Here is a 24,609-nt window from a genome sequence, read left to right on the forward strand (position 1 = left end):
GCGGCGGCCTGGAGCGCCTGCCGGCGGGCCTGAGCCCGCCTGAGCCGTTTTGGGACGCCGTACGGAGCGGGCGGGGCCCGGTGGATGTCCACCGGGCCCCGCCCGCCCCCCCCCCCCCCCCCCCCCCCCCCCCCTCCCCCCCCCCCCCCCCTCCCCCCCCCCCCCTCCCCCCCCCCCCCCCCCCCCCCCGCTCCGTGCCTCGCCCCCTGGGGCGGAGTTCCGTCACGCCTTGAGGTGGCCGCCCATCCACTCCAAGGCGGCGGGTATCTCACGGCGCCAGGTGTTGAAGTTGTGGCCGCCGCTGTCGAGGATGATCGCCGCGATCCGGCCGGGGGACTTGGTCTGCTGGATGAACTTCAGCGTGTCCTTGTAGTTGGGCTCGCCCTGCTTGCTGGAGGTGACGAGGAGGTTCACCGGTGCCGCGGGCAGGTTCTGCTGCCTCCACAGCAGGTTGTTCTCCCGCTCCAGCTGCTTGCTGCCGCCGAACAGGTCGCCGGTCTCCGCGTCGTGGGCGGCCTTGTAATCGCCGGAGAGGGCCACGCCGGTGGAGAAGGTCTTCGGGTGGCGCATCGTCATCTTCAGGGCGCAGTAGCCGCCCGTGGAGTCGCCGATGATGCCCCAGTTCTTGGCGTCGGTGCCGACCCGGTAGTGGCTGGCTATGTCGTGCCGCACGTCGTGGGTGAAGAAGGTCTCGGCCTGCGGGCCGTTCGGGACGTCCACGCACTCCGTGTCCCGGCCCGGCACGACGGTCGGCCGCATCATGACCAGTATCGTCGGCTGGCTCTTGTTCTTGCGGACCAGGTCGTGCTGGGTCTGCGGGAAGTGCAGCTTCTTGTAGAGGGCCTGCGCGGTGCCCGGGTAGCCGGTCAGGACCACGGAGGCGGGGAAACGCTTCTTCGCGTACTTGGGCTGGAAGTACTGCGGCGGCAGGTAGACGAACGCCGGGCTGTTGATCTTGGATTTCTCGCCCTTGAGGACGACCTTGTCTATTCGGCCGCCCACGTGCGGCTTGGAACCGCCCGGCACCCCGACGTGCTCGCTGCCGAGCTTCTTCAGCTTGGTGCCGTCCGGGCCGGTCTCGTAATTCGTCACCACGCCCGGCTCCTGCTCCTTGCCGAACAGGTCCGCCCATGATGCGTAGAAACCGAACGAATTGTTCGCGAAGAGGCCGATCGAGGCGAAGATCGACAGCTGGGTCGCCAGCAGCAGACCGATGCGGCCGAGGACGGTGCGCCAGTTGTGCTTGGACAGGCGCGGCCAGAGCCAGATGGTGAGGACAAAGAGCGCTACCGCGAAAAGGACGGCCAGGAGCAGCACTTTTTTGCTGGTGAGACCCATGTGGTGCTTTCTTCCGGGCGGCCGGTCAGTCAGGCCGCAGGTGGAACCCCGAGCCCTGAAACGCCGTCATACAGGGCGCAAAAGTCCAGATGCTGCGACTAAGACTCGCACGTTCTCTCGACCGGGGCGACGGGAAAGTAATGTCTGACAGGCTAGATGGCGAAAAGTCCGGGACGGTTGCGTGGCGTCCGCCACGCTGGCTGCGCGGCCCCCGCCCGGAAAAGGTGCCGCCACTGGTGGGGACGGCCGGAGCGGTCGTCGGACTGCTGAACCTGGTGGCCGGGCTGTTTCCCCGCTTCCGGCACAGCAGGCTCCATGCCCTGGCGGAGGTCCTGCCGGGCGCCGTGAGCGCGCTGGCAGCGGCCTCCTCCATCGTCGTCGGCATCCTGCTGCTGATGCTCGCCCACGGGCTCAAACGGCGTAAGCGCCGGGCCTGGGTGGCGGCCGTGTCGCTGCTGCCCGTGGGCATCGCGGCGCAGCTCGTCTACCGTCACTCCATCGTGGGCGCGGCGCTTTCGCTGGCCCTGCTGGCCTTCCTGGTGTGGCACCGGCGCGCCTTCGAGGCGCTGCCCGACCCGCGCAGCCGGGTGAAGGCCCTGCTGAACTTCGTCGCCCTCGGCGGCATCAGCTTCGGCCTCGGCCTGGTCATCGTGAACTCCCACCCGCACCGGATCATCGGTGACCCGTCGGTGTGGGAACGGTTCAAACACGTCATGTGGGGACTCTTCGGATTCGAGGGCCCGGTCCGGTACGCGAACAATGTCGATTACACCGTCGGCTACTCACTCGGCGCACTCGGCCTGCTGACCGTCGCCACCACCGCCTACCTGGCCTTCCGCCCCGAGCACCCGGCCGCCCGGCTCACCGACCAGGACGAGGAGCAACTGCGCGAGCTGCTCGCCAGGCACGGCGGCCGCGACTCCCTCGGCTACTTCGCGCTCCGCCGCGACAAGGGCGTGGTCTTCTCGCCGACCGGCAAGGCCGCCGTCTGCTACCGGGTCATATCGGGCGTGATGCTCGCCAGCGGTGACCCGATCGGCGACGTGGAGGCCTGGCCGGGCGCCATCGAGCGCTTCATGGAAGAGGCCAGGGCGCACTCCTGGACCCCGGCCGTCACCGGCTGCAGCGAGACCGGCGGCCAGGTCTGGACCCGCGAGACCGGCATGGACGCGCTGGAGCTGGGCGACGAGGCGATCGTCGACGTGGCGGACTTCACCCTCACCGGTCGCTCGATGCGCAACGTACGGCAGATGGTCAAGCGCATCGAGCGCAACGGGTACGAGACCCGGGTACGGCGGGTGCGGGACCTGGAGCCGGAGGAGCTGGCGCGCGTCCAGAAGGCCGCCGACGCCTGGCGTGACACCGACACCGAGCGCGGCTTCTCCATGGCGCTGGGCCGGATCGACGCCGAGCGGGACGGCGACGCGGTGATCGCCACCGCCCACCTGGCGCCGGCCGAGGGCGAGGAGCCGGGCCCGTTCGGCGACCTGAAGGCGATGCAGCACTACGTGCCGTGGGGCAAGGACGGCATCTCGCTGGAGCTGATGCGCCGCGACCGCTCCGCCGACCCCGGCATGAACGAGCTGCTGATCGTCGCCTCCCTGCAGGCCGCCCCCGACCTGAAGATCAAGCAGGTGTCGCTGAACTTCGCGGTCTTCCGCTCCTCCCTGGAGCGCGGCGAGAAGCTGGGCGCGGGCCCGGTCATCCGGATCTGGCGCGGCATGCTGATCTTCCTGTCCCGCTGGTACCAGATCGAGTCGCTGTACAAGTTCAACGACAAGTTCCGCCCGCGCTGGGAGCCGCGCTTCGTGGTCTTCCGCAACAGCCGGGACATCCCCCGCATCGGCCTGGCCGCACTCCAGGCCGAGGGCTACCTGGAGCTGGGCCTGCCCCGAGCGCTGCGCCGCAGGAAGGCCGCCGAGCCGCGGCCGTGCGCACACACCCCGGCCCCGATCGGCGCGGAACAGGTCGAACCGGCGGCGTAGCGACGCTCCGTTCCCGGTGCGTCGTCCGCCCCTCCCGGGGGTGGGCGGCGCCCGTACCGCAGACGCCTAGGGTGGGGACATGAGTACCTTGCGCGGCCGGGTGGCCGGACTTCCGGACTGGGGCCGCTGCGCGGTGATGGGCGTGGTGAACGTGACGCCCGATTCGTTCTCCGACGGCGGGCAGTGGTTCGACACCGAGCTGGCCGTCAAGCACGGCCTGGACCTGGTGGCGCAGGGCGCCGACCTGGTGGACGTGGGCGGCGAGTCGACGCGTCCGGGCGCTGCCCGGGTGGACGAGGCGGAGGAGCTGCGCCGGGTCGTGCCCGTCGTACGGGAGCTGTGCGCCGCCGGCGCGACGGTGTCGGTGGACACCATGCGCGCCTCGGTGGCCGAGCAGGCCGTGGCGGCCGGCGCGCGGCTGGTCAACGACGTCAGCGCGGGCGCCGCCGACCCGGCGATGGTGCCGGTGGTCGCGGCGGCCGGGGTGCCCTTCGTGGTCATGCACTGGCGCGGCCGGTCCATCGACATGAACAACCGGGCCGTGTACGGGGACGTCGTCACGGAGGTGCTCGGCGAGCTGCGCCAGAGCCTGGACCGGGCGGTCGGCGGCGGCATCGACCCCGAGCGCATCGTCGTGGACCCCGGGCTGGGCTTCGCCAAGGAGGCCGGGCACGACCTGGCGCTGATCGCGCACCTGGCGCGGCTGCGGGAACTGGGCCGTCCGCTGCTGGTGGCCGCTTCGCGCAAACGTTTCCTGGGCAGGGTGCTGGCAGGGGACGCGCAGGCCGCTCCGCCGCCCGCCCGTGAGCGGGACGCGGCGACGGCCGCGGTGTCGGCGATCGTCGCGCGGGAGGGAGCCTGGGCGGTGCGGGTGCACGAGGTGCGCGCGAGCGCGGACGCGGTACGGGTGGCCCGGGCCGTGGAAGGCGCGGCGCCGAAGACGGACGGGACGAGTGTGACGGGCGCCGCTGGTGCGGCGGACGCGACGGGAGCGGTGTGAGTCCACGTACCGACATCGAGCTGGTCGAGCAGGCGAACACCGACCTGTACGAGGCCATGGAGCGCGGCGACCACGCGGCCATGTCCGAGATGTGGATGGACGGCCAGGTGAGCGTGGTGCACCCGGGCTGGCCGGTGCTGCGCGGGCGCGGCGAGGTGCTGCGCTCGTACGCCCTGATCATGGCGAACACCGAGTACATCCAGTTCTTCCTGACGGATGTGGAGATCGACGTCCTCGGGGACACCGCGCTGGTCACCTGCACCGAGAACATCCTCAGCGGCGGGCCCGCCGAGGACGACGGTTCGGTCGGGCCGCTGATCGGCCAGCTGGTCGTCGCGACCAACGTCTTCCGGCGTACGGAGGAGGGCTGGCGGGTCTGGTCGCACCACGGCTCTCCCGTGCTGGCTGACCAGGACGACGACGGGGACGGTGACGCCGGCGAAGCCGGTGACGAGGACGGGCCGGGCGCCGGAGGCGTGGGCGGCGGAGTCTGAACGTGAAGCTCGCGTGAAGTCTTCGGGAGATTCCGCGGGCGGCGTGTGAGCGGCCGGTGGACGTGTGGTGACCGCCGCCAGGTCGGTGGCCTGCGGGGACGCCCCGGGGCGCGTCAGCGGGAAGCGTCAGCGAGGTCGACTCCGGCGCACCCGTTCGAGCCAAGTGCGGTACGGGTAGGGGTGGAACCGCAGGTCCGCGGGTAGTGGCCGCGCGGACACCGGCTCCGAGCGCCCCGGCGGAGCCGCCTAGCAGCCGTACGGGGGCCTTGTCCATGGCCCCCGTGGGCACGTGCTGTCGGTGCTCGCAGGTAGATTCGATGATGGGGCGGCGTGCCGGAGGAGTTCCTGGTTCCCGCCCGCAATTCCGACGATCAGTGGTACCAGAGGTGCCAATGGGACCAGTGGGAGTGTGATTCGCGTGGATCGTGTCGCGCTGCGTGGGCTGAAGGCCCGAGGGCACCACGGGGTCTTCCCCCGGGAACGCGAAGAGGGCCAGACCTTCATCGTGGACCTGGTGCTGGGCCTGGACACCCGCCCGGCGGCGGCGACCGACGACCTCGCGAAGACCGTGCATTACGGCGTCGTGGCGGAGGAGGTCGTGGCCGTCGTCGAGGGCGAGCCCGTCGACCTCATCGAGACGCTCGCGGAGCGCATCGCCGGCCAGTGCCTCAAGCATGAGGGGGTGCAGGAGGTGGAGGTGGTCGTCCACAAACCGGACGCCCCGATCACCGTCCCCTTTGACGACGTGACCATCACCATCACCCGGAGCCGAGTATGACCAGCAGTGACCCGACCGTACAGCCGGTGCCCACGTCCGTGGTGGAGCGGGTGGACGCCGCGGACGTGACGCTCTCCAACCCGAAACGCGCCGTGATCTCCCTCGGCAGCAACCTGGGCAACCGCCTGGAGACCCTTCAGGGCGCCATCGACGCGCTGGAGGACACCCCGGGCGTCCGCGTCAAGGCCGTCTCGCCGGTGTACGAAACCGAGCCCTGGGGCGTCGACCCCGGCTCGCAGCCGACGTACTTCAACGCCGTGGTGCTCATCAAGACGACGCTGCCGCCCGCCTCGCTGCTGGAGCGCGGCCACGCCATCGAGGAGGCCTTCGAGCGCGTCCGCGACGAGCGCTGGGGCCCGCGCACGATCGACGTCGACATCCTGGCGTACCAGGACGTCGTCTCCGAGGACCCGCTGCTGACCCTGCCCCACCCGCGGGCCCACGAGCGCGCCTTCGTGCTGGTGCCGTGGCACGACGTCGACCCGGAGGCGGAGGTTCCGGGCCGCGGCGCGGTGGTGGAGCTGCTGTCGGCGGTCGGCCGTGAGGGCGTCGTGCCGCGGGTGGACCTGGAACTGCGGCTGCCCGAGTAGACGTTGGGCCGGTAGGTGCGGGCGGGTACGTCTTCGGACGCCGGCGCCGTACGGCATACCGGACCACGACGGCACACGAACTCCGCGAACCATGCGTACATCCGCATTCCGCATCACACGTACGAGGACGAGGGCACAAGGGGCGAACGCTCGGTGAAGCAGCTACACATCAAGGTGCTGGTCGGGCTGTTCCTGGCGGCCGGGGTGCTGGCCTGGGCCGGCGCCCGGCTGTGGGACTCCCTCGGCACGCTGCCCAGCGTGCCACTGGCGGCCCCCATCGTGCTGGCCCTGATCGCCGCCGTACTGACCGCCACCGCCCTGTCCCTGCGCTCCCGCCTGAACGCCCAGCGCGAACGCCGCCCCGGCGCCAAGGGCGTCGACCCCCTGGTCGCCGCCCGCGCCGTCGTCTTCGGCCAGGCGAGCGCCCTGGTGGCCGCCCTGGTGTCCGGGCTGTACGGCGGCGTCGGCGTCTTCCTGCTGACCGCGGGACTCGACGTCGACCCCCGCCGCGACCAGGCCATCTACGCGGGATTCTCGGTCCTGGCCGGCGCGGCGGTGGTGGCGGCGGCCCTGTACCTGGAACGGGTGTGCAAGCTGCCGGAGGACGATGACGAGGCGGGGGGCGCCAGCCCGGCTTAGGGGGCGCGGTCTGACTTCAGCCTGTCCGGCGTTTGAGGGCGAGTGGCCGCCAGGCCGCGGTATGTCACCCCAGCCGGAGCGGACCCGCACCCGGACGGCGGCCGAACGCCCCTCGCGCCGACTTCCGCGCCCCGCTCGGCTACGCGCTCGGCACGCTCTCCACCACGACCTCCCCGCGCTCCAAGCGCCCCGCGTCGGCCGCCGTGGACCGCCGCAGCGCCGCGTGGAGCCCCGCCGGGGTCAGCACTCCGAGGAATCGTTCCTCCTCCAGCACCGCGATCCAGCCGGCGTCGTGCTGGAGCATCGTGCTGAACGCCTGCTTCAGGGGCGCCCCGAGCGGCAGCCACGCGTCCATGCGCCGCGCGTGGTCCCGCACCTCACGTCCGGCACCGGCCTTCCCGGCGTCCTTGTCGGCGTCGGCGTCCGCGGCCCCCAGGCCCGCCGCCGAGACCCATCCGTGCAGGTTCCCCTCCGCGTCGAGCACCACGGCCCACGCCGCTCCTTCCTCGGCCAGCCGTGCCGCGGCCCGCGCCGCGTCGTCGTCGAGCCGGACCACCGGCGGCTGCTCCAGATCACCGGTCTCGATCGGCGTCACCGAAAGCCGCTTGAGGCCGCGGTCGGCGCCGACGAACTCCGCGACGTACGGGGTGGCCGGCGCCCCCAGCACCGTCGCCGGAGTGTCGAACTGCTCGACACGGCCCGTCCCGTAGACGGCGATGCGGTCGCCGAGCCGTACAGCTTCCTCGATGTCGTGGGTGACGAAGAGCACCGTCTTGTGGAGCGTGGACTGCAGCCGCAGGAACTCCGTCTGGAGGTGCTCGCGCACGACCGGGTCGACCGCGCCGAACGGCTCGTCCATCAGCAGGACGGGCGGGTCGGCGGCGAGCGCGCGGGCGACGCCGACGCGCTGCCGCTGCCCGCCGGAGAGCTGGTCGGGGTAGCGGTCCCCGTACTGCGCGGGGTCCAGACCGACCAGGTCGAGGAGTTCGGCGGCGCGGTCCCTGGCCTTCTTGCGCGGCCAGCCCAGCAGGTGCGGAACGGTCGCGGTGTTGTCCAGCACGGTCTTGTGCGGGAAGAGGCCGACCTGCTGGATGACGTAACCGATGCGGCGGCGCAGTTCGACGGGGTCGATGGTCGATATGTCGGCACCATCGAGGTAGATGTGGCCGCTGGTCGGTTCGATGAGCCGGTTGACCATCTTCATCGTCGTGGTCTTGCCGCAGCCCGACGGCCCGACGAGCGTGACCAGCTCGCCCTCCCCGACCTCGAACGAGAGGTCGTCGACGGCGGTGGTGCCGTCGGCGTAGCTCTTGGTGACGTGCTCGAAACGGATCATGGTGGTTCCCCAGTGTGGACGGTCGCCGGCCGGGTAGGCGCGCTGTGCTCCCCGGCTCCTACCCGCGGAATCCGTCCTGCCGCCGGTGTTTTGTGACGACTGGATGGCGGGCCGGTCGGATTGTCAGTGGTGGGGGATAGGGTCGCAGACAGTCACCGAAAATGTGAGCGACAGGGCGGGGAGGTGACCGCGGGTGAGTGCGCAGAGCTGCCTGGAGGCGAACGACTGGATCTGCGGTGAGTATGTCCGGACACGCAGCCAGGAGTTGCTGGACGCGACCGTCCAGCACGTGGGCATCACACTGGTGTCCGTCGTCCTCGGCCTGCTGATCGCCTTCCCGCTGGCGCTCACGGCGCGTCGCTGGCGGGCCGCCGCGGGGCCGGTCCTCGGACTGACGACGATGGTGTACACCGTCCCGTCGCTGGCGATGTTCGCCCTGCTGACACCGGTCTTCGGCGTCTCGGCCGCCGTGGTCGTCACGGGCCTGGTGCTGTATTCGCTGACGATCCTGGTGCGCAACATACTGGCCGGGCTGGAGTCGGTGCCGCAGGAGGTCCGCGAGGCCGCCCGCGGCATGGGCTACGGCCCCGTGAAGCTGCTGTTCGGCGTCGAACTCCCGCTGGCGCTGCCCGCGTTGACGGCCGGGCTGCGCATCGCGACGGTCTCGACGGTGGCCATGACGACCATCGGCGCCGTGGTCGGCTACGGCGGCCTCGGGAACCTCATATCCAGCGGCATGGAGGGCTTCTTCAAGGCGGAGGTGCTGACGGCCTCGGTGCTGTGCGTGCTGCTGGCGGTGGTCGCCGACGTCCTGCTGATCGGCCTCCAGCGGCTGCTGACGCCGTGGACCAGGGCGCAGGCGCGGGCGCGGTCCCGGGCCCGGCGCGCTGAGCGGCGGGCGGCCGGCCGGGCGAAGAAGGCGGTGGCCTGAGGTGATGGACGCGATAACGGGAGCTTGGGACTGGCTGGCGGCCTCGGCCAACTGGGCCGGGGAGAAAGGGGTGTGGCACCGGCTCGGTGAACACGTCTACCTCAGCGCGATGTGCCTGGCGATCTCCTGTCTGATAGCCCTGCCGGTCGCCCTGTATCTGGGCCACATCGGCAAGGGCGGGGCGCTGGCGGTCAACATTTCCAACGTGGGGCGCGCGGTGCCGACGTTCGCCGTACTGGTCCTGCTGACGCTCAGTCCGCTGGGTACGGCGGGGGACTGGCCGACGGTCATCGCGCTGGTGCTGTTCGCGGTGCCGCCGCTGCTGACCAACGCGTACGTGGGAATGCGGGAGGCCGACCGGGACGTGGTCGAGGCGGCACGCGGGATGGGCATGTCCGGCCGGCAGCTGCTGCTGCGGGTCGAGCTGCCGCTCGCCTACCCGTTGATCATGACGGGTCTGCGGTCGGCCGGCGTCCAGGTCGTGGCCACGGCGACCCTGGCCGCACTCGCGGGCGGTGGCGGCCTCGGCCGCATCATCACTGCCGGCTTCGGCAACTACAACACGCCGCAGGTGGTGGCGGGCGCCGTACTGGTCGCCGTACTGGCGCTGGTGGTCGAAGGGCTGCTGGTGCTGACGGACCGCGCCTTCGACCCGATGCGACGGGGTCGGGGTCGGGGCCGGGGCCGGGGGGACGGCCGGGCGCGGAAGTCCCGTATGCCGGCGGATGACGCGGCTCCGGCGGCCGGGAGCCCGGCGTAGCCCACATGGCTCACATGGCCCACAGGGTTCGCATGGCCCGCATGGCCCGCATGGCCCGCATGGCCCGCAGGTCCCGCATGGCCCGCAGGTCCCGCAGAGCCCGCAGAGCCCGCAGAGCTTACGGAGATCCCGCAGGGCCCACAGATCCCGCACATGGACTTCTTCCTTTTCCTTCTTGGACGGTGAACCGGTATGAAGCAGGACCCGAACAGCCAGAGCCCCAGTCAGCACCCCCGGCACGGCCGTGCGCCGTCCCGTACGGCGCGGGCCGCGCTCGCCGCGGGAGCCGTGCTCGCGCTGGCGGGCGGGCTGGCCGCGTGCGGGGGCAAGAGCCTGGAGGAGAAGGGCGGCGCCAAGAGCGGTGGCGGCAAGGGGGACCTCGTCATCGGTTCGGCCGGTTTCACCGAGTCGAAGGTGCTCGCGGAGATCTATTCCAAGATCCTTAACGACGCGGGATACCACGCCACCGTCCAGACGCTGGCCAATCGCGAGCTGTACGAGCCGGCGCTGGAGAAGGGCCAGATCGACGTCGTACCGGAATACGCCTCGACCCTCGCCGAATTCCTCAACGCCAAGAAGAACGGGCCCAACCCGAAGCCCGTCGCCTCCAGTGACATCGGCAAGACGGTCGAGGCGTTGAAGGCGCTCGCCACGCCCCGCGGACTGAAGGTGCTGCCGGCCGGGGAGGCGACGGACCAGAACGCGTTCGCGGTGACCAAGGAATTCGCCGACCGCCACCACCTCAAGACGCTCTCCGACCTCGGCCGGTCCGAGCAGAAGATCAAGCTGGCGGCGGGCGAGGAGTGCGAGACGCGGCCGTACTGCAAGCCGGGCCTGGAGAAGGTGTACGGCATAGACGTGACAGGCATCGACCCGAAGGGCGTGGGCACCACGCAGGCCAAGCAGGCCGTCAAGGACGGCACGGACCAGATGGTGCTGACCACGACGACGGACGCCACGCTCGGCAACTTCGGCCTGGTGCTGCTGAAGGACGACAAGAAGCTGCAGAATGCCGACAATGTGCTGCCCGTGGTGAATGCCAAGAGCGCCGGCGACAAGGAGATCGAGGCGGCTCTCGGCAAGCTCACGGACAAGCTGACGACCGCCGATCTGATCGACCTGAACCGCAAGGTCGACGCGGAACGGCAGAAGCCCGCGGATGTCGCGAGCGCATATCTGGAGTCGAAGGGACTGGCAAAGAAGTAACCACCGGGAAACGAAGCGACGGGCGGGGCCCCATAGGCCCCGCACGCACGGTAAGTTTCAGGCCATGCCACGAGGACGCCACCGCCATTCGCCACCCCTGCACCGGCTTCTTCCCCCAGTGACGGTCGCCGGTGCGTCCATCGTCTGCGCCTCGGGTGCCTGGTTCGTCGGTGATGACCTGGTACAGCGCGTGCTCGCCACGGGCGCGGCCGCTGCCGCGGTCACCGGTTCGGTGCTGCTGCGCACCTGGGACCGTACGGCGGGCAAGAGCGTCGCCGAGCTGAACAACGCCCGGGTCCGGGACGAGTGGAAGACCGACGAACGCATAGCCGAGCTCGAAACGGACCTTGAGGAGTCCCGCGAGATACGCGGCAAGCTGGACACCAAGCTGCGGTCCAAGCGGGCCGAGCTGGCCCGGCTGCGCAGCGAGCACGCCGAGCTGCTGCGCCGCTACGCCACCGCCGAGACCGAGCGGGCCAGCGCCCTGGAAGGCCGCCGCCTGCTCGCCATCGAGACCGGCACGCCCGCCAGGGAACTGACGGCCGGCGCCGAGGACACCCCGGACGGCAGCGGGCCGGGCGCGCTCACCGAGGTGATGTACCACCGGGCCGCGGAAGCGCTGCGGCAGCTGTCGCGCAACGCGGCCCGCCAGGCCGAGAGCGCGCGGGCCCTGGACGGTGAGGACGGCCAGGGGAATCCCGTGGCGGCCACGGAGCGCCCGGCCGCGGAAGGCCGGGCCCGTACGGCCGCCGCCTTGAAGTCGGGCGGTCCCAAGGGCGGGGGGCCGAAGGGCGGCGGTTCGAGGGCTGGCGGTTCGAGGTCTGGCGGTCCGGCGCTGGGTGCCGGGGCGGACGCTGCCGGTAAGTCCGGTGCCGTGAGCAAGCCGGACACCGCCGACACCGCTGAGACGACCGAGACCGCCGACACCGTCAACGCGGCCGACGCGGTCGCCGGACAGGAAGCGGAGCGGCAGGGTGGGCGGAAGGTGTCCGGTCTGCGCCCGGTTCCGGCTGCCGCGGCCGTCTCCGCGCCCGTACGGGCCCAGCGGCTGCCCGCCTCCCGTGCGCAGGGCGGCTTCGACTTCTTCGGTACGGCCGGCGGCACCGGCACCGGCACCGGCACCGGCACTGGTACCGGCAGCGGCTCCGTACGGGGTACGGCGTCGCAGGCCGGTCCCGGTGCGGGCGTGCCGTCGACCGTGACGCGGCGGCCGAAGCCGGCCCGGCAGTTGGAAGAGGACCTCGCCGACGTGGTGGGGGACGAGGCGGTCGCCGAACAGTCGGCGCTCGGCCGGGCCGGTACCACGGACGAGGCAACGTCCGGCGAGGGCAAGTCCGGTGCGGCGAAGTCCGGCGGCGGCAAGCCTGGCGCGGCGAAGTCCGGTGAAGGCAAGTCCGGCGCGGCGAAGTCCAGCGAGGGCAAGTCCGCCGAGGACGCGAACGTGGACGGTGCCGCGGATGCCGGTGACGGTGAGGTCATCGATCTGACCGCGCACGACGAGACCGAGCAGATCGACCTGGCGGAGCTGCGCAGCGCGGTCTCCTCCTGAAAGTTCGTCTCCGCGGCCATGCGCCCGGTGGTGGCGGCCCTGCCCTTCGACAGGCAGCGGCAGGCTCACTGCCGGGCGCATCGTTGTGTCTAAGGCGTCCCCGCCGTCTTCGCCGCCCGTCGCATTTCCTCCGTCCGTCGTGCTTCCGCCGTCCGTTCCGCCTTCGGCCGGTGTACGGCTGTCAGCGCGGCGGCGGCCAGGGCGAATCCGGCGGCCAGCCACGGCAGCCGGGCCGCGCCCAGCGTCTCCAGGCCGATGCCGCCCAGGCCGCCCGCCAGAGATACGGCGAGGTAGATGGCGGCCGCGTTGAGGGAGACGACCACGGACTGGGCCTGTGGGGCGAGCGAGGCGATCCGGTGCTGCTGCGGTGTGGTCACCGAGAACGACACCCAGCCGGAGACCGCCACAGCGACCAGCGCGGCGGGCAGCCGGTCCCGGCTCAGCGGTACGAGTGCGAAGACCACGGTGAGCGCGAGCGCGGCGCCGAGAACCACCCGCCGCGGGCCGAAGCGGTCGGCGAGGCGCCCGGTGACGAGGTTCCCCGCCGTACCCGTGACGCCGAAGACCAGGAGCAGGACGGCCGTCAGCCCGCCACTGGCCCCTCCGCCGCCCCCGGCACCGCTGCCCGTACCGCCGTGGCCGAGCGCGGGCCCGTAGACCGCGCTGATGTACTCGAAGGGGATGTAGATACCGACGAACACCACGACGGTGATGACGAGCGTGTACAGGACGCCGCGGTCGGCCAGCGGGGCGAGGCGGCGGCGCAGGCCGCGGGGCGTGTCGGTGTGGATGCGGGGCAGCCGGGCGGCGAGCAGCGGTACGACGAGCAGCGGCAGGACGGTGACCAGCCACATCGTGGTGCGCCAGCCGTACGCGCCGCCGACGGCGGTGCCGAGGGGCGCCCCGAGGATCAGGGCGGAGGTCAGCCCGGTGTTCACCAGGGCGAAGGCGCGTCCGCGTGACGCCTCGCCCGCGAGGGCGGCGGCGGTGGCCGAGGCGTTCGGCGCGTAGAGCGCGGCACCGGCCGCCGCGACGACACGGGCGGCCAGGGCGGCCGGGTAGGCGGGGGCGAGGGCGGTGGCCGCGTTGCCGACCGCGAAGACGATCAGCGCGGTGACCAGGACCGTACGCCGGGACCAGCCGGCGGTGAACGCCGCGAGGAGGGGCGAGAGCACCGCGTAGGCGATGGCGAACACGGTGACGAGCTGTCCGGCGGCACCGAGGCCGATGTGCAGGTCGGCGGCGATGTCGGGGAGGACGCCGGCGATCACGAAGGCGTCGGTGCCGACGACGAACGTCCCGAGGGCGAGTACGGCTCCGTGGAGGCGCCAGCTTCCCGGGCCGGAGGCGGCGGGCGCTGCCGCACCCGCTGGTAAGGCCGGATGCGGCGACGGCTCCACGAGCGTCGGCGGTGACAGGGGCGGCGGCTGGTCGGACGCGCTGCTGTGGGACATGCGGTCTCCGGCTCCGGGAATGGTACCGATCAGTACCGTCTACTGGGTGGCGAAACGGTACCGATCGGTTCCATGTGGAGTCAAGGTTGGCTATCGTGGCCGTATGCCGACCAACGCCCGGGAACGCCTCGTCAGGGCAGCCGAGGACCTCTTCTACGCCGAAGGCATCCGCGCCGTCGGCGTGGAGCGGCTGCTCGCCACCTCCGGGGTGGGCCGGGCCTCGTTCTACCGGCACTTCGCGAGCAAGGACGACCTGGTCGTCGCCATGATCGACGGGTATGGCCGGCGCTGGTCCGACTGGCTGCGCACCGCGGTCGCCGAGCGCGGCGGCACGCCGCTCGCCCTCTTCGACGCCCTCGCCGAACGCTTCACGTCCGACGATTACCGTGGCTGCGCCGCCATCAACACGATGGTCGAGATCGCGGACCCGGCCAGCGCCGCGCACCGCGCCGCCGCCGCCCACAAGCGCACGATGATCACGTACGTCGCCGAACTGCTCGCCGAGGCCGGATACACGCACGGTACGCAGGAGCTGGCCGAACAGCTCGCGCTGTTGATCGACGGCGCCCAGGTCACCGCCCTGCGCGAACGCTCGGCGGCGCCCGCCCACCGCGCCAAGGCGGTGGCGACGGCCCTCCTCGGGGCCGCCTGACTCGCCGGGCGGTCCTTTACGGGGCGGCCCGTCGCGGGTGGCTCATTACGTGCGGCCCGTATCTGGGATGCGGCCCGCCGCGTACGGCTCACCGGAAGCGGCGGCCGAGGAAGGCGAGGGGCTCCCGCTCCGGCGCGAAGGGAGTGCCCGCCTTCCGCGTGCGGTAGTAGATCAGCAGGGACTCGCCCAAAAAGCTGACCCCGATGGTGAGCTGGGTGGGGCGCGCGTACGGGTGCATCCCCATGTGCTCGGCGAGGACCTCGTACCCGGCCGAGACCAGCAGTGACGCGACGACGACGAGGAACGTGCGGCCGGTGTAGCGCTGCCACAGGGCGCCGTCCTTCTCGAAGAGGCACACCAGGGCGCCGCGTACGGCGCCGAGTCCGAGACCGAGCAGGGCGCCGGGGACCACCCAGGCGATGTCGGTCCCGGTCACGCCGTCGGCCTTCGCGACGAAGAGGACGCCGAGGCCGGTGAGGACGGCCGGACCGGCGAACAGGTCGCGGGCGTTGACCGGCTCGCCCATCAGTCGCTTGGCGATCACGATGACGAGTACGGCGACGATGATCGCCGCGAGCAGCCAGCCGTTCACGATTCCCCCTGTGCGCAGTGCGGTGATGGGCGCGAGCATTATTTAGCTCACCCGTGCCAAAAACAATTTAGCTCGGGCGTGCCACAATGGCAAGATGCCGAAGATCGTCGACCCCGAAGCCCGCCGCCAGGCCGTCGCCGACGCCGTCCTGCGCGTCATCGGACGGGAAGGGGTGGAGGGCGCCTCGCTGCGCAACGTCGCCGACGAGGCCCGGCTGGCCGTCGGATCGGTGCGGCACTACTTCCGCGACCACGACGAGCTGCTGCTCTTCACCATGCGGGAGCTGAGCGCGCGCATCGACCGGCGGGTACGGACCCATGTGGACCGCCTGCTCGACCCGGCCGCGCGGCGCGAGCACCCGGCGCGGGCGGAGGAGCTGATCGGCGAGTTCCTGGCCCTGGACGAGGAGCGGCGCCAGGAGGCGGTCCTCTGGGCGGCGTTCTGCGGCGCGGCCCGGCTCCGCCCGGAGCTGCGGGCGTGCGCGGTGGAGATGGAGGCCGGCCTGCGGACCCTGCTGGCACGGGTGCTGCGCGGGGCACAGGAAGCCGGCGGCCTGCCGGCCGACCTGGACGTGGACCTGGAATGCCTGCGACTGTCGGCCTTGCTGGACGGGCTCAATCTGAGGGCGATGCTGGAACCGGAGTACGTCACTCCGGAGGTGCAGCGGGCCGTGCTGCGGCGGCATTTGCAGGGGTTGAAGGCAGGCTGAGGGCGGGCTGAGGGCAGGTCGGCAGTCTGCTGCGGGCAAGCTCAGGGCAAGCTCAGACCGGGATTAAGGCAGGCTGACGGTGCCGCCGTAATCCGGTCGACGGGCGCGGCGCGTGTTCGGCAGCATCTCGTCATGGAACAGCCTCGCCGACATCACCGGCCCCTCTACTGGCCCCTCTACGGGCTCCGCATCCGGACACCGCGCCTCGAACTGCGCCTGCCGGACCTCGCCCTGCTCGACGAGCTGGCCACGGTCGCCGCCGACGGCGTGCACGACGCGGCTGAGATGCCGTTCACCGTGCCCTGGACGGACGCGGCACCCGAAGAACGCGGGCGCGCGACGTTCCAGCACGTACTCGCCACGGTCGCGCAGTGGAGTCCGGAGAGCTGGACGTTCAGCCTCGCCGTGGTCCGGGAGGGACGGCGAGAGGGCCGGCCGGAGCGGCCGAAGGAGGGGCAGGTGGTGGGGCGTCAGGACATGGTCGGCACCGCGTTCGGGGTGACGAGGGAAGTGGAGACCGGGTCCTGGCTGGGACTGGCCCACCAGGGGCAGGGCATCGGTACGGAGATGCGGGCCGCTGTCCTGCACTTCGCCTTCGAACAGCTCGGCGCGCACGCCGTGACCTCCGCCGCGATGACGGACAACGCCCGGTCCCTGGCCGTCTCGCGCAAGCTCGGGTACGTACCGGACGGAGTGCAGGTCGCCGCGGTACGCGGGCAGGTGCGGACGCTGCAGCGGCTGCGGCTGGGCCGGGCGGGGTGGGAGGCGCACCGCACGGTGCCGGTCCGGGTGGAGGGGTGGACGGGGGAGTGCCGGGCGCTTTTCGGGGCGTGAGGGGGGCCGGGGCGGCGCGCACGTCGCGGCCGGCGCCGTTCCCGTGCGGGTACGCTGGCGGCCGACTTGATCAGCACCTGGCGTACGCCGTACGGGGCGGCGCGGGTGCCGGGCCGAACGCGGGGTGGGCAGTGGCCGGAGCAGTCACCACAAGAGCGACCGGAGCGGTGACGCGGACGGCGCTGGCGGCCGTGCTCGGCGTCGCGGCGCTCACCGCGGCCGGCTGTTCGGCGGACTCCGCGCCGCAGGCCCGGTCGAAGGCGTCGCCCGAGGCCAAGCCGTCCAGGACCGCGCCCGACTGCCCCGAGGACGGCGTCGTCATCAAGGGCTCCCAGGTGAACGCCGCCATGGGCACCCGCGCGATGGGCATCACCCTGACCAACTGCGGCAAGCGGCCGTACCAGGTCAACGGTTACGCGGGCGTCCAGGTGCTCGACGAGGACCGCAAGCCGCTGGCCGTGAAGATCAGCCACGGCTCGGACATCGTGGACGATGTCGGCCCCGAGCCGCTCACGCTAGAACCGGGTGAGCACGCCAGTGCCGTACTGATGTGGCGCAACCGCGTGACGGACGTGACGAAACCCGCCGTGAACGGGGCGTTCCTGGCCCTCACCCCGGCCGCGGGCGGCAGCCGTCCGCAGCTGGTCCGCGAGCTGATCGACCTCGGGTCCACCGGCAAGCTGGGCATCACGGCATGGCACCGGAAGGGCCCGAAGCCGCGCACGTAGCCCGGGCGTACGGCCCTTGTGCAGTCTCCGGGCTCGCGGCCCGTACGTAGCCCCCGGGCTCCCGGCCCCGCCCCGCTACTTGTCGATGTCGCCGACCACGAAGAACAGCGACCCGAGGATGGCGACCATGTCGGCGACCAGCGTCCCCGGCAGCAGTTCGGTCAGCGCCTGGATGTTGTTGTACGACGCCGAGCGGAGCTTGAGGCGGTACGGGGTCTTCTCACCCTTGGACACCAGGTAGTAACCGTTGATGCCGAGCGGGTTCTCGGTCCAGGCGTAGGTCGCGCCCTCGGGGGCCTTGAGGACCTTCGGGAGGCGCTGGTTGATCGGGCCGGGCGGCAGGCCGGCGATCCGGTCCAGGCAGGCGTCGGCCAGGTCCAGGGAATTGTGGGTCTGGTCCAGGAGGCATTCGAAGCGGGCCAGGCAGTCGCCCTCCTCGCGGGTCACCACCTTCAGCGTGTCCTGGAGTTCGGCGTACGCGAGGTACGGCTCGTCGCGGCGCAGGTCGAAGTCGACACCGGAGGCGCGGCCGATCGGCCCGGAGACGCCGTACCCGTGCACCGCCTCGCGGCTCAGGACGCCGATGCCGCGGGTGCGGCCGCGGAAGATCTCGTTGCCGAGGACCAGCCGGTCGAAGATGTCCATCCGGGAGCGGACCTCGGAGACGGCGTGCCGGGCGCGGCCGAGCCAGCCGGCCGGGAGGTCCTCCTTGAGGCCGCCGACGCGGTTGAACATGTAGTGCATCCGGCCGCCGGAGATCTCCTCCATCACGTTCTGCAGCTCTTCGCGCTCGCGGAAGGCGTGGAAGACGGGTGTGATGCCGCCCAGTTCCAGGGGGTAGGAGCCGAGGAACATCAGGTGGTTGAGGACCCGGTTCAGCTCGGCGAGCAGCGTACGTGTCCACACGGCGCGCTCGGGGACCTCCATGCCGAGCATCCGCTCCACGCCCAGGACGACGCCCAGCTCGTTGGAGAAGGCGGACAGCCAGTCGTGCCGGTTGGCGAGCATGATGATCTGGCGGTAGTCGCGCGCCTCGAAGAGCTTCTCGGCGCCGCGGTGCATGTAGCCGATCACGGGTTCGGCGTGCTGGATGCGCTCGCCGTCCAGGACGAGGCGCAGCCGCAGCACGCCGTGCGTGGAGGGGTGCTGCGGGCCGATGTTCAGCACCATGTCGGTGCTCTCCGCCGCGCCGCCGATGCCGACCGTGGTCTCCGTCATGGAGACAGTCTTGCAGTTCGGTCCGGTGGGGGCGGGCGGCGGTCAGCGGTCGGCGGTGACGGCGGCGCGGGACGAAGACAACGGTCGGCGGTGACGGCGGCGCGGACCGGAGGCCGCGGCGGCGTGGCCGCGGGTCAGGTGGTGAGCAGGCCCGTACAGCCGTCGCCGACCGGCTGCAGGAGCCAGCCGAAGGAGCCCAGGCCCGCCGGGTCGGTCAGCTCCGCCGCTGCGCCCGCCGAGCCGAGGGCCCGTACGTAGGCGGCGGGGTCGCTGGACGCGAGGGAGAGGGGCGGGCGGCTGCCGTCGACGCCGAGGGCGTGCAGTGCCTGCCGCTGCGTGAAGCGTTCGGCGCCGGGGCCCGCGCAGGCGTCCAGGGCGACGTGGGCGGTGATGTCGCAGCTGCCGTCCGGTACGGGGCGGACCTCACGGCCTTCCCGGAAGCCGGTGAGGGTGCCGTAGGGCGGGCGGGTGTCGCGGGTGTGCGCGTAATCGGCGGTGGCGGCGAGACCGGCGCGCAAGGTGCCGACCGCGCGGGCCCAGGCGGCGTCGCGCGGGTGGCCGATCTCGGCGCGTACCCCGGGGAAGGGGGAGTCCGGGGCGGCGGCCCCCAGGGGCCACCACCGGGCGAGCCACTCGGCGTCCGCGCCGGTGACCGGGTCGCCGAGCCGTTCGGTGCCGTCCGGGCGGACCAGCACCTGCCGTGGCACGCCGTCCCCGTCGGTCTCGGCGACGTCGACGGGGACGTTGTCGAGCCACTCGTTGGCGAAGAGCAAGCCGGTCAGGGAGCCGGGTGCGGGCAGGTCGGCGAGCCAGCCGATCCGGTCGTCCAGCCCGGCGGGCCGGGGGGCGCGTTCGACGGCCCAGGGGCGCACGCGAGCGCGCACCGGCTCGGGGAGTGCCGCCAACACTCCGGTCAGCAGCTCGCCACGCCCGGTGCCCACATCCACCAGCGCCAGTTCCGCCGGACGGTCCAGGGCCGTATCGACGCGGCACAGCAGGGCGGCGAGCGCCTCGGCGTACTGGGACGAGACGTGCACGGAGGTACGGAAGTGGCCGGCCGGTCCTGGCCCGTCGCCGCTGGTGTAGAAGCCGCCGGGGCCGTACAGGGCCCGTTCCGTCGCGTCCCGCCAGCCGCTCCAGTCGTGTGTCACCGCACCACGGTACGCGGGCCCGGCCACCCGGATGCGCCGGAGAGCCCGGCCCGCACGGGGCTGCCGATCCGGGCCCGACACCCCGGTGCCAGGCCCGTCTCCACCTTGCGGAGTACTCCCGTCCCCCAGGATCGCCCCTCCGGTTGACCCGTACACCTATACGCTCTGCCTACGCTGGGTGACGTGCAGCGTCTCTACGACTTCTTCCGCAGGCACCCGACCGGGGTGGACACCTTCTGGGCCGTCCTCCTGTTCGGTTTCAACTGCCTGATGCTGGTGGCGTCGGCGGGGGTGCAGAGCGATACCAAGACGGGCCTGGAGGCGCTCGTCGTCGCCGCGATGTGCCTCACCGTCGCCCTGCGGCGCAAGGTGCCCGCGCAGATGATGCTGCTGTCCATCCTGGTCGGACTGTGCCAGATCGCGTTCGATGTGAAGCCCAACCCGGCCAACCTGGCGATGCTCGCGACCATTTACACGGTCGCCTCGGGGCCCAAACGCTGGGCCTCGCGCACCGCCCTCGCGGGCGCGCTGATCGGCCCGACGCTCTACGCCGTCCGCTACGGCAACGGAGCGGCCCCACCGCGCAGCCTGTGGGAAGGGCTGTTCATCATGGGCCTGCTCACCGTCCCCTTCGTACTGGCGTGGGTGCTCGGCGACTCGGTCCGTACCCGCCGCGCCTACTGGGCCCAGCTGGAGGAGAAGGCCGCCCGCCTGGAGAAGGAGCGCGAGACACAGTCACGGATCGCGGTGGCCGCCGAGCGCGCCCGCATCGCCCGCGAACTGCACGACGTCGTCGCGCACAACGTGTCCGTGATGGTGGTCCAGGCCGACGGCGCCGCCTACGTCCTGGACGCCGCGCCCGAGCAGGCCAAACAGGCCCTGGAGACGATCTCCGGCACCGGCCGCCAGGCGCTCGCCGAGATGCGGCGGCTGCTCGGCGTGCTGCGCACCGGCGAACAGCCCGAGAGCGGCGAGTACGTGCCGCAGCCCGGCGTCGAGCAGCTGGCCGACCTGATCGACCAGGTGCGGGGGGCCGGACTGCCGGTCGACTTCCAGGTGGCGGGCGAGCCGCGCCCGCTGCCCAGCAGCGTCGAGCTCACCGCGTACCGCATCGTGCAGGAAGCGCTGACGAACACCCGCAAGCACGGCGGCCCGGACGTCGGCGCCACGGTCCGCCTCGCGTATCAGGACGCCGAGCTGGACCTGCTGGTCGAGGACGACGGGCGCGGCGCCCAGCACGAGCTGTACCAGGGGGGTGGGGCGGACGGCCTCGGCCACGGACTCATCGGTATGCGCGAACGCGTCGGCATGGTCGGCGGCAGCCTGGACGCGGGGCCGCGGCCGGGGGGAGGCTTCCGGATCAGCGCGGTACTGCCGCTCAAATCGGGGCAGTGAGGCGGGGCGGGGTGGTGGGGGTGGGCTGCCGTCCTCGTTTGCCGTCCGCACCGCCCGCGCCGTCCGCTTCGGTGCTGCCCGCACTGCCCGTCCACTGTCCGCTTCGGTGCCGCCGACCCCGTACGTACGGGGTCGGACCTCGTACGTACGCTGTTGCCGCGCTGCCGCCGGCCCGCCCGCCCGGCGCCGGGACCGCCGCTTCGCCACCGCTCCGCAACCCGCTCCGACACACCTGCTCCGCCGTTCAAGCTCCGCCACCCGCTCCCCCGTCGAAAGGGACCTCCTGCCATGACTGTCCGCGTGATGCTCGTCGACGACCAGGTGCTGCTGCGCACCGGTTTCCGCATGGTGCTGGCCGCACAGCCCGACATGGAGGTCGTCGCCGAGGCCGGTGACGGGGTGGAGGCCCTGGAGGTGCTGCGGTCCACCAAGGTCGACGTCATCCTCATGGACGTACGGATGCCGCACCTGGACGGGGTGGAGACCACCCGCCGGATCTGCGCGGGCGGCAAGCAGGAGGACGCGCCGAAGGTACTCATCCTGACCACCTTCGACCTGGACGAATACGCCTTCTCCGCGCTCAAGGCGGGGGCCAGCGGCTTCATGCTGAAGGACGTGCCGCCGAGCGAACTGCTGGCCGCCATCCGGGCCGTGCAGAGCGGGGACGCGGTGGTCGCGCCCTCCACCACCCGACGGCTGCTGGACCGGTTCACGCCGATGCTGCCGACGACCGCCGCCGAGCCGGTCCGCCCGGAGATCGGCCGCCTCACCGAACGCGAGCGGGAGGTGCTGCTGCTGGTCGCGCAGGGACTCTCGAACGGTGAGATCGCGGCGCAGCTGGTGCTGTCGGAGGCCACGGTCAAGACGCACGTGGGACGCATCCTCACAAAGCTGGAGCTGCGGGACCGGGTGCAGGCGGTGGTGCTCGCGTACGAGACGGGACTCGTACGGGCCGGTGGCGGCGCGGGGGCGTAGCGACGTGCCGGGGGCGTGCCGACGTGCCGGGGCCGTAGCGACGACCTGGGTGCGTTACGACGACCCGGGAGCGTGACGACGCTTCTGGGCCGTAACGACGTCTCGGGGCGCGAACGACGTCTCAGGGGGCGGCGGGGCTTCCCGGCGCCTGGGCAGCCGGCCCGGCCGGTTGCCCCCACCGCCCCTTATTGCCCCAACCGCCCTTGAACTGGGCAGACCTCTGACAATAAAAGGCGTGGAAAGACCGTCCGACGGCAGGAGTACACCCATGGCAGCCAGCCCCGCCCAACCGTCCCCCGCGCCCGCCGAGTTCCCCGCACCCCCCGCTTCCCCTGTGCCCCCTGCGCCCTCCGGCATCCTCCCGCACTTCCCCGCCTCACCGCTGCACGACCTCATGTACGGCCACATCTACGCGGCCGCCCTGCGCGCCGTCGCGCTGCACGGCATAGCGGACCTCCTGGCCGACGGGCCGCGGTCCGCCGAGGAACTGGCCGCGCGGTCCGGCACCCAGGCCGGGCCGCTGTACCGCGTGCTGCGGCTGCTCGCCGCGCGCGGCCTGTTCCGCGAGGACGCAGACGGGACCTTCGGCCTGACGGAGGGCAGCGAGGATCTGCGTACGGGCGTGCCGGGCTCCCGGAGGGACGCCGTCCTGCTGTTCACCGGCACCATGTACCAGCGGTCCGCCGCGGGGCTGGAGGACACCCTGCGTACGGGGCAGCCCGGCTTCGAAGCCGCGTACGGGGCCCCGTTCTTCGAGCACCTGGCCGGTGCGCCCGATACGGGCCGCCTCTTCGACACCGCCCTGACCTCGCTCACCGACGGCGTCAACGAGCAGATCGCCGGGAGCTACCCGTTCCCGGACAGCGGTACGGTCGTCGACGTGGCCGGGGGCCGGGGCGGGCTGCTCCGCGAGGTGCTCCGCCGGTCGCCGGGCCTGACCGGGGTGCTCTTCGACCGGCCCGGTACGGTCACCGACCATCTGCTCGACACCGGTGAACTGGCGGGCCGTTGGCGTACGGAGGGCGGGGACCTCTTCACGGCCGTACCGGAGGGCGGGGATCTGTACCTGCTCAAGAACATCCTGCACGACTGGCCCGACGAGGACTGCCTGCGCATCCTCGGCACCGTGCGCCGGGCCATGACCCCCGGTACCCGGCTGCTGGTGATCGACGCGGTGCTGCACGCCGACGGCACTCCGCACCCGGCCGTCGCGCTGGACGTCGTCATGCTCATGATGCTGCGGGGGCGGGAGCGTACCGCCGCCGAGTTCGAGGACCTGCTGACCCGCTCGGGGTTCAAGGTGTGCCGCATCGTGCCGACCCCGTCGCTGACCTCGGTCGTCGAGGCGGAGGCGATCTGACCGGGGACGAGACCGGAACCGGAACCGGAGCCGGAGCGAAGGTCAACAGGCGGCGGGAAGTCCCTAGTTGAGTGTCGCGCGGGGTTGACGGGGGTGGGGGAGCGGAGGAGATTGGGCGCGCTCGGTAAGGAAACTTTCCTAACAGAGGGGCCCTCCTGTGCGCAGACGAACCTTCGCCCTCGCCACCGCCGCCGGAACCGCGCTGCTCGCCGCCGCCGCGCTGCCCGCCACCGCCCAGCCCACCACGGCCCGGCCCGCCACGGCCGCCGCGGACGCCGCGAGCCGGCCGGGCGTGACCGAGGGCTCGGTCAGCGCCGCGGACCTGCTCGCCAAGGTCACCGACTGCTCGCAGATATCCAACGGCAAGTACCGGACCGACGAGGAGACCTCGGCCACCGTCCCGGTCTGCGGCAAGAAGGGCGCCGTGTTCTGGAAGGCTGACATGGACATCGACTGCGACGGCCAGGTCACGGCCAAGTGCAACAAGGACACCGACCCCTGGTTCCAGGCGGACACCCGCTTCCACCAGTCCAACGGCAAGCCGCTGAACGCCGAGAAGCTGCCGTATGTCGTCGTCCCCTCGGTCAGCGGCATCTGGAACTACGAGTCGGCGGGCATCAAGGGCGGCGGCATCGTCGCGATCATCTACAAGAACAAGGTCGAGTACGCGGTCGTCGGCGACACCGGGCCCAACAAGATCATCGGCGAGGCGTCGTACGCGGCCGCCAAGGGCCTCGGCATCGACCCCGACCCGGCCACCGGCGGCGCGGAGTCCGGCGTCACCTACATCCTGTTCAAGAACACCCAGGCGTCCCCCATCGAGAGCCACAGCGACGCCGTGACCCGCGGCGACGCCCTCGCCAAGAAGTTCCTCCTGGACAACTGACGCAACCTGCCGCGGGCGGCTGGGCGCGGCCTTGCCCTGGCTGCCGCTC

At 72.0% G+C, this 24,609-nt stretch carries 24 protein-coding genes; 18 read left to right on the forward strand and 6 right to left on the reverse strand.

Annotated elements, in window-relative coordinates; genetic code table 11:
* Positions 1-222: 222 nt before the first annotated feature.
* Positions 223-1,338 (reverse strand): alpha/beta hydrolase, encoded by a 1,116-nt coding sequence (locus ACZ53K_RS16440; protein ID WP_468836463.1) that lies wholly within the window; start codon positions 1,336-1,338, stop codon positions 223-225.
* A gap of 140 nt (positions 1,339-1,478) precedes the next feature.
* Between ACZ53K_RS16440 and ACZ53K_RS16445 the strand changes: the two genes are divergently transcribed.
* The 6 genes from ACZ53K_RS16445 to ACZ53K_RS16470 all read left to right on the forward strand — a co-directional run bounded on the left by ACZ53K_RS16445 (position 1,479) and on the right by ACZ53K_RS16470 (position 6,824).
* Entirely contained in the window at positions 1,479-3,323 is a 1,845-nt protein-coding gene (locus ACZ53K_RS16445) for a phosphatidylglycerol lysyltransferase domain-containing protein (RefSeq protein WP_468836464.1), read from the forward strand.
* A gap of 79 nt (positions 3,324-3,402) precedes the next feature.
* A complete protein-coding gene (folP, locus tag ACZ53K_RS16450; protein WP_468836466.1) occupies positions 3,403-4,323 on the forward strand; it encodes a dihydropteroate synthase in 921 nt (306 codons plus the stop codon).
* Positions 4,320-4,817, forward strand: coding sequence for a nuclear transport factor 2 family protein (locus ACZ53K_RS16455; protein ID WP_468836468.1), 498 nt, complete (start codon positions 4,320-4,322; stop codon positions 4,815-4,817). The genes folP and ACZ53K_RS16455 overlap by 4 nt, the downstream gene beginning before the upstream one ends.
* 418 nt (positions 4,818-5,235) lie before the next feature.
* Positions 5,236-5,595, forward strand: a complete 360-nt coding sequence (folB, locus tag ACZ53K_RS16460; RefSeq protein WP_030019216.1) for a dihydroneopterin aldolase — start codon at positions 5,236-5,238, stop codon at positions 5,593-5,595.
* Positions 5,592-6,185 carry a 2-amino-4-hydroxy-6-hydroxymethyldihydropteridine diphosphokinase gene (gene folK / locus ACZ53K_RS16465; RefSeq protein ID WP_468836470.1) on the forward strand — a complete coding sequence of 198 codons (594 nt, stop codon included), beginning with the start codon at positions 5,592-5,594 and terminating at the stop codon, positions 6,183-6,185. Before folB ends, folK begins: the two co-directional genes overlap by 4 nt.
* A gap of 153 nt (positions 6,186-6,338) precedes the next feature.
* A complete protein-coding gene (locus ACZ53K_RS16470; RefSeq protein ID WP_468836471.1) occupies positions 6,339-6,824 on the forward strand; it encodes a DUF3180 domain-containing protein in 486 nt (161 codons plus the stop codon).
* A gap of 139 nt (positions 6,825-6,963) precedes the next feature.
* Here ACZ53K_RS16470 and ACZ53K_RS16475 read toward each other — a convergent pair whose 3' ends face one another.
* Complete coding sequence (locus ACZ53K_RS16475) at positions 6,964-8,160, reverse strand: ABC transporter ATP-binding protein (RefSeq protein WP_468836472.1); 1,197 nt, start codon at positions 8,158-8,160, stop codon at positions 6,964-6,966.
* A gap of 193 nt (positions 8,161-8,353) precedes the next feature.
* On the opposite strand from ACZ53K_RS16475, the gene ACZ53K_RS16480 reads away from it, so the two are divergent.
* The 4 genes from ACZ53K_RS16480 (at position 8,354) to ACZ53K_RS16495 (ending at position 12,606) form a co-directional block, all read left to right on the forward strand.
* Entirely contained in the window at positions 8,354-9,091 is a 738-nt protein-coding gene (locus ACZ53K_RS16480; protein WP_468836474.1) for an ABC transporter permease, read from the forward strand.
* Positions 9,092-9,095: 4 nt separating this feature from the next.
* Positions 9,096-9,851 carry an ABC transporter permease gene (locus ACZ53K_RS16485; protein ID WP_468836475.1) on the forward strand — a complete coding sequence of 252 codons (756 nt, stop codon included), beginning with the start codon at positions 9,096-9,098 and terminating at the stop codon, positions 9,849-9,851.
* Positions 9,852-10,043: 192 nt separating this feature from the next.
* The gene (locus ACZ53K_RS16490) at positions 10,044-11,057 is read left to right on the forward strand and encodes an ABC transporter substrate-binding protein (protein WP_468836477.1); all 1,014 of its coding nucleotides are present in this window, start codon (positions 10,044-10,046) and stop codon (positions 11,055-11,057) included.
* A 64-nt stretch (positions 11,058-11,121) separates the two neighbouring features.
* The gene (locus ACZ53K_RS16495; protein ID WP_468836478.1) at positions 11,122-12,606 is read left to right on the forward strand and encodes a hypothetical protein; all 1,485 of its coding nucleotides are present in this window, start codon (positions 11,122-11,124) and stop codon (positions 12,604-12,606) included.
* A gap of 89 nt (positions 12,607-12,695) precedes the next feature.
* Here ACZ53K_RS16495 and ACZ53K_RS16500 read toward each other — a convergent pair whose 3' ends face one another.
* Positions 12,696-14,060, reverse strand: a complete 1,365-nt coding sequence (locus ACZ53K_RS16500; protein WP_468836480.1) for an MFS transporter — start codon at positions 14,058-14,060, stop codon at positions 12,696-12,698.
* Between the two features lie 103 nt (positions 14,061-14,163).
* On the opposite strand from ACZ53K_RS16500, the gene ACZ53K_RS16505 reads away from it, so the two are divergent.
* Positions 14,164-14,712 (forward strand): TetR/AcrR family transcriptional regulator, encoded by a 549-nt coding sequence (locus ACZ53K_RS16505; RefSeq protein ID WP_468836482.1) that lies wholly within the window; start codon positions 14,164-14,166, stop codon positions 14,710-14,712.
* Positions 14,713-14,800: 88 nt separating this feature from the next.
* On the opposite strand, the gene ACZ53K_RS16510 is transcribed toward ACZ53K_RS16505, so the two are convergent.
* Positions 14,801-15,343 (reverse strand): DUF1453 domain-containing protein, encoded by a 543-nt coding sequence (locus ACZ53K_RS16510; RefSeq protein WP_468836484.1) that lies wholly within the window; start codon positions 15,341-15,343, stop codon positions 14,801-14,803.
* Positions 15,344-15,398: 55 nt separating this feature from the next.
* Here ACZ53K_RS16510 and ACZ53K_RS16515 point away from each other — a divergent pair, with 55 nt between their 5' ends.
* The 3 genes from ACZ53K_RS16515 (at position 15,399) to ACZ53K_RS16525 (ending at position 17,575) form a co-directional block, all read left to right on the forward strand.
* Positions 15,399-16,013 carry a TetR/AcrR family transcriptional regulator gene (locus tag ACZ53K_RS16515; RefSeq protein ID WP_468836486.1) on the forward strand — a complete coding sequence of 205 codons (615 nt, stop codon included), beginning with the start codon at positions 15,399-15,401 and terminating at the stop codon, positions 16,011-16,013.
* Positions 16,014-16,145: 132 nt separating this feature from the next.
* Positions 16,146-16,847 (forward strand): GNAT family N-acetyltransferase, encoded by a 702-nt coding sequence (locus ACZ53K_RS16520; protein WP_468836487.1) that lies wholly within the window; start codon positions 16,146-16,148, stop codon positions 16,845-16,847.
* Positions 16,848-17,014: 167 nt separating this feature from the next.
* Positions 17,015-17,575: a DUF4232 domain-containing protein gene (locus ACZ53K_RS16525; protein WP_468836489.1), complete on the forward strand. Its 561-nt coding sequence runs from the start codon at positions 17,015-17,017 to the stop codon at positions 17,573-17,575.
* 75 nt (positions 17,576-17,650) lie between these two features.
* Here ACZ53K_RS16525 and ACZ53K_RS16530 read toward each other — a convergent pair whose 3' ends face one another.
* Both ACZ53K_RS16530 and ACZ53K_RS16535 read right to left on the reverse strand, forming a co-directional pair.
* Complete coding sequence (locus ACZ53K_RS16530; RefSeq protein WP_468836491.1) at positions 17,651-18,793, reverse strand: NADH-quinone oxidoreductase subunit D; 1,143 nt, start codon at positions 18,791-18,793, stop codon at positions 17,651-17,653.
* Positions 18,794-18,927: 134 nt separating this feature from the next.
* Positions 18,928-19,944 (reverse strand): SAM-dependent methyltransferase, encoded by a 1,017-nt coding sequence (locus ACZ53K_RS16535; RefSeq protein WP_468836492.1) that lies wholly within the window; start codon positions 19,942-19,944, stop codon positions 18,928-18,930.
* Positions 19,945-20,127: 183 nt separating this feature from the next.
* Between ACZ53K_RS16535 and ACZ53K_RS16540 the strand changes: the two genes are divergently transcribed.
* From ACZ53K_RS16540 to ACZ53K_RS16555, 4 genes are all read left to right on the forward strand, one after another.
* Positions 20,128-21,339, forward strand: coding sequence for a sensor histidine kinase (locus ACZ53K_RS16540; protein ID WP_468836494.1), 1,212 nt, complete (start codon positions 20,128-20,130; stop codon positions 21,337-21,339).
* 288 nt (positions 21,340-21,627) lie between these two features.
* Positions 21,628-22,314: a response regulator gene (locus tag ACZ53K_RS16545; protein WP_468836495.1), complete on the forward strand. Its 687-nt coding sequence runs from the start codon at positions 21,628-21,630 to the stop codon at positions 22,312-22,314.
* A gap of 268 nt (positions 22,315-22,582) precedes the next feature.
* The gene (locus ACZ53K_RS16550) at positions 22,583-23,674 is read left to right on the forward strand and encodes a methyltransferase (RefSeq protein WP_468836496.1); all 1,092 of its coding nucleotides are present in this window, start codon (positions 22,583-22,585) and stop codon (positions 23,672-23,674) included.
* Positions 23,675-23,831: 157 nt separating this feature from the next.
* Entirely contained in the window at positions 23,832-24,560 is a 729-nt protein-coding gene (locus tag ACZ53K_RS16555; protein ID WP_468836498.1) for a glycoside hydrolase family 75 protein, read from the forward strand.
* Positions 24,561-24,609 lie beyond the last annotated feature (49 nt).

The sequence above is a fragment of the Streptomyces sp. NPDC033221 genome, from assembly GCF_055577005.1.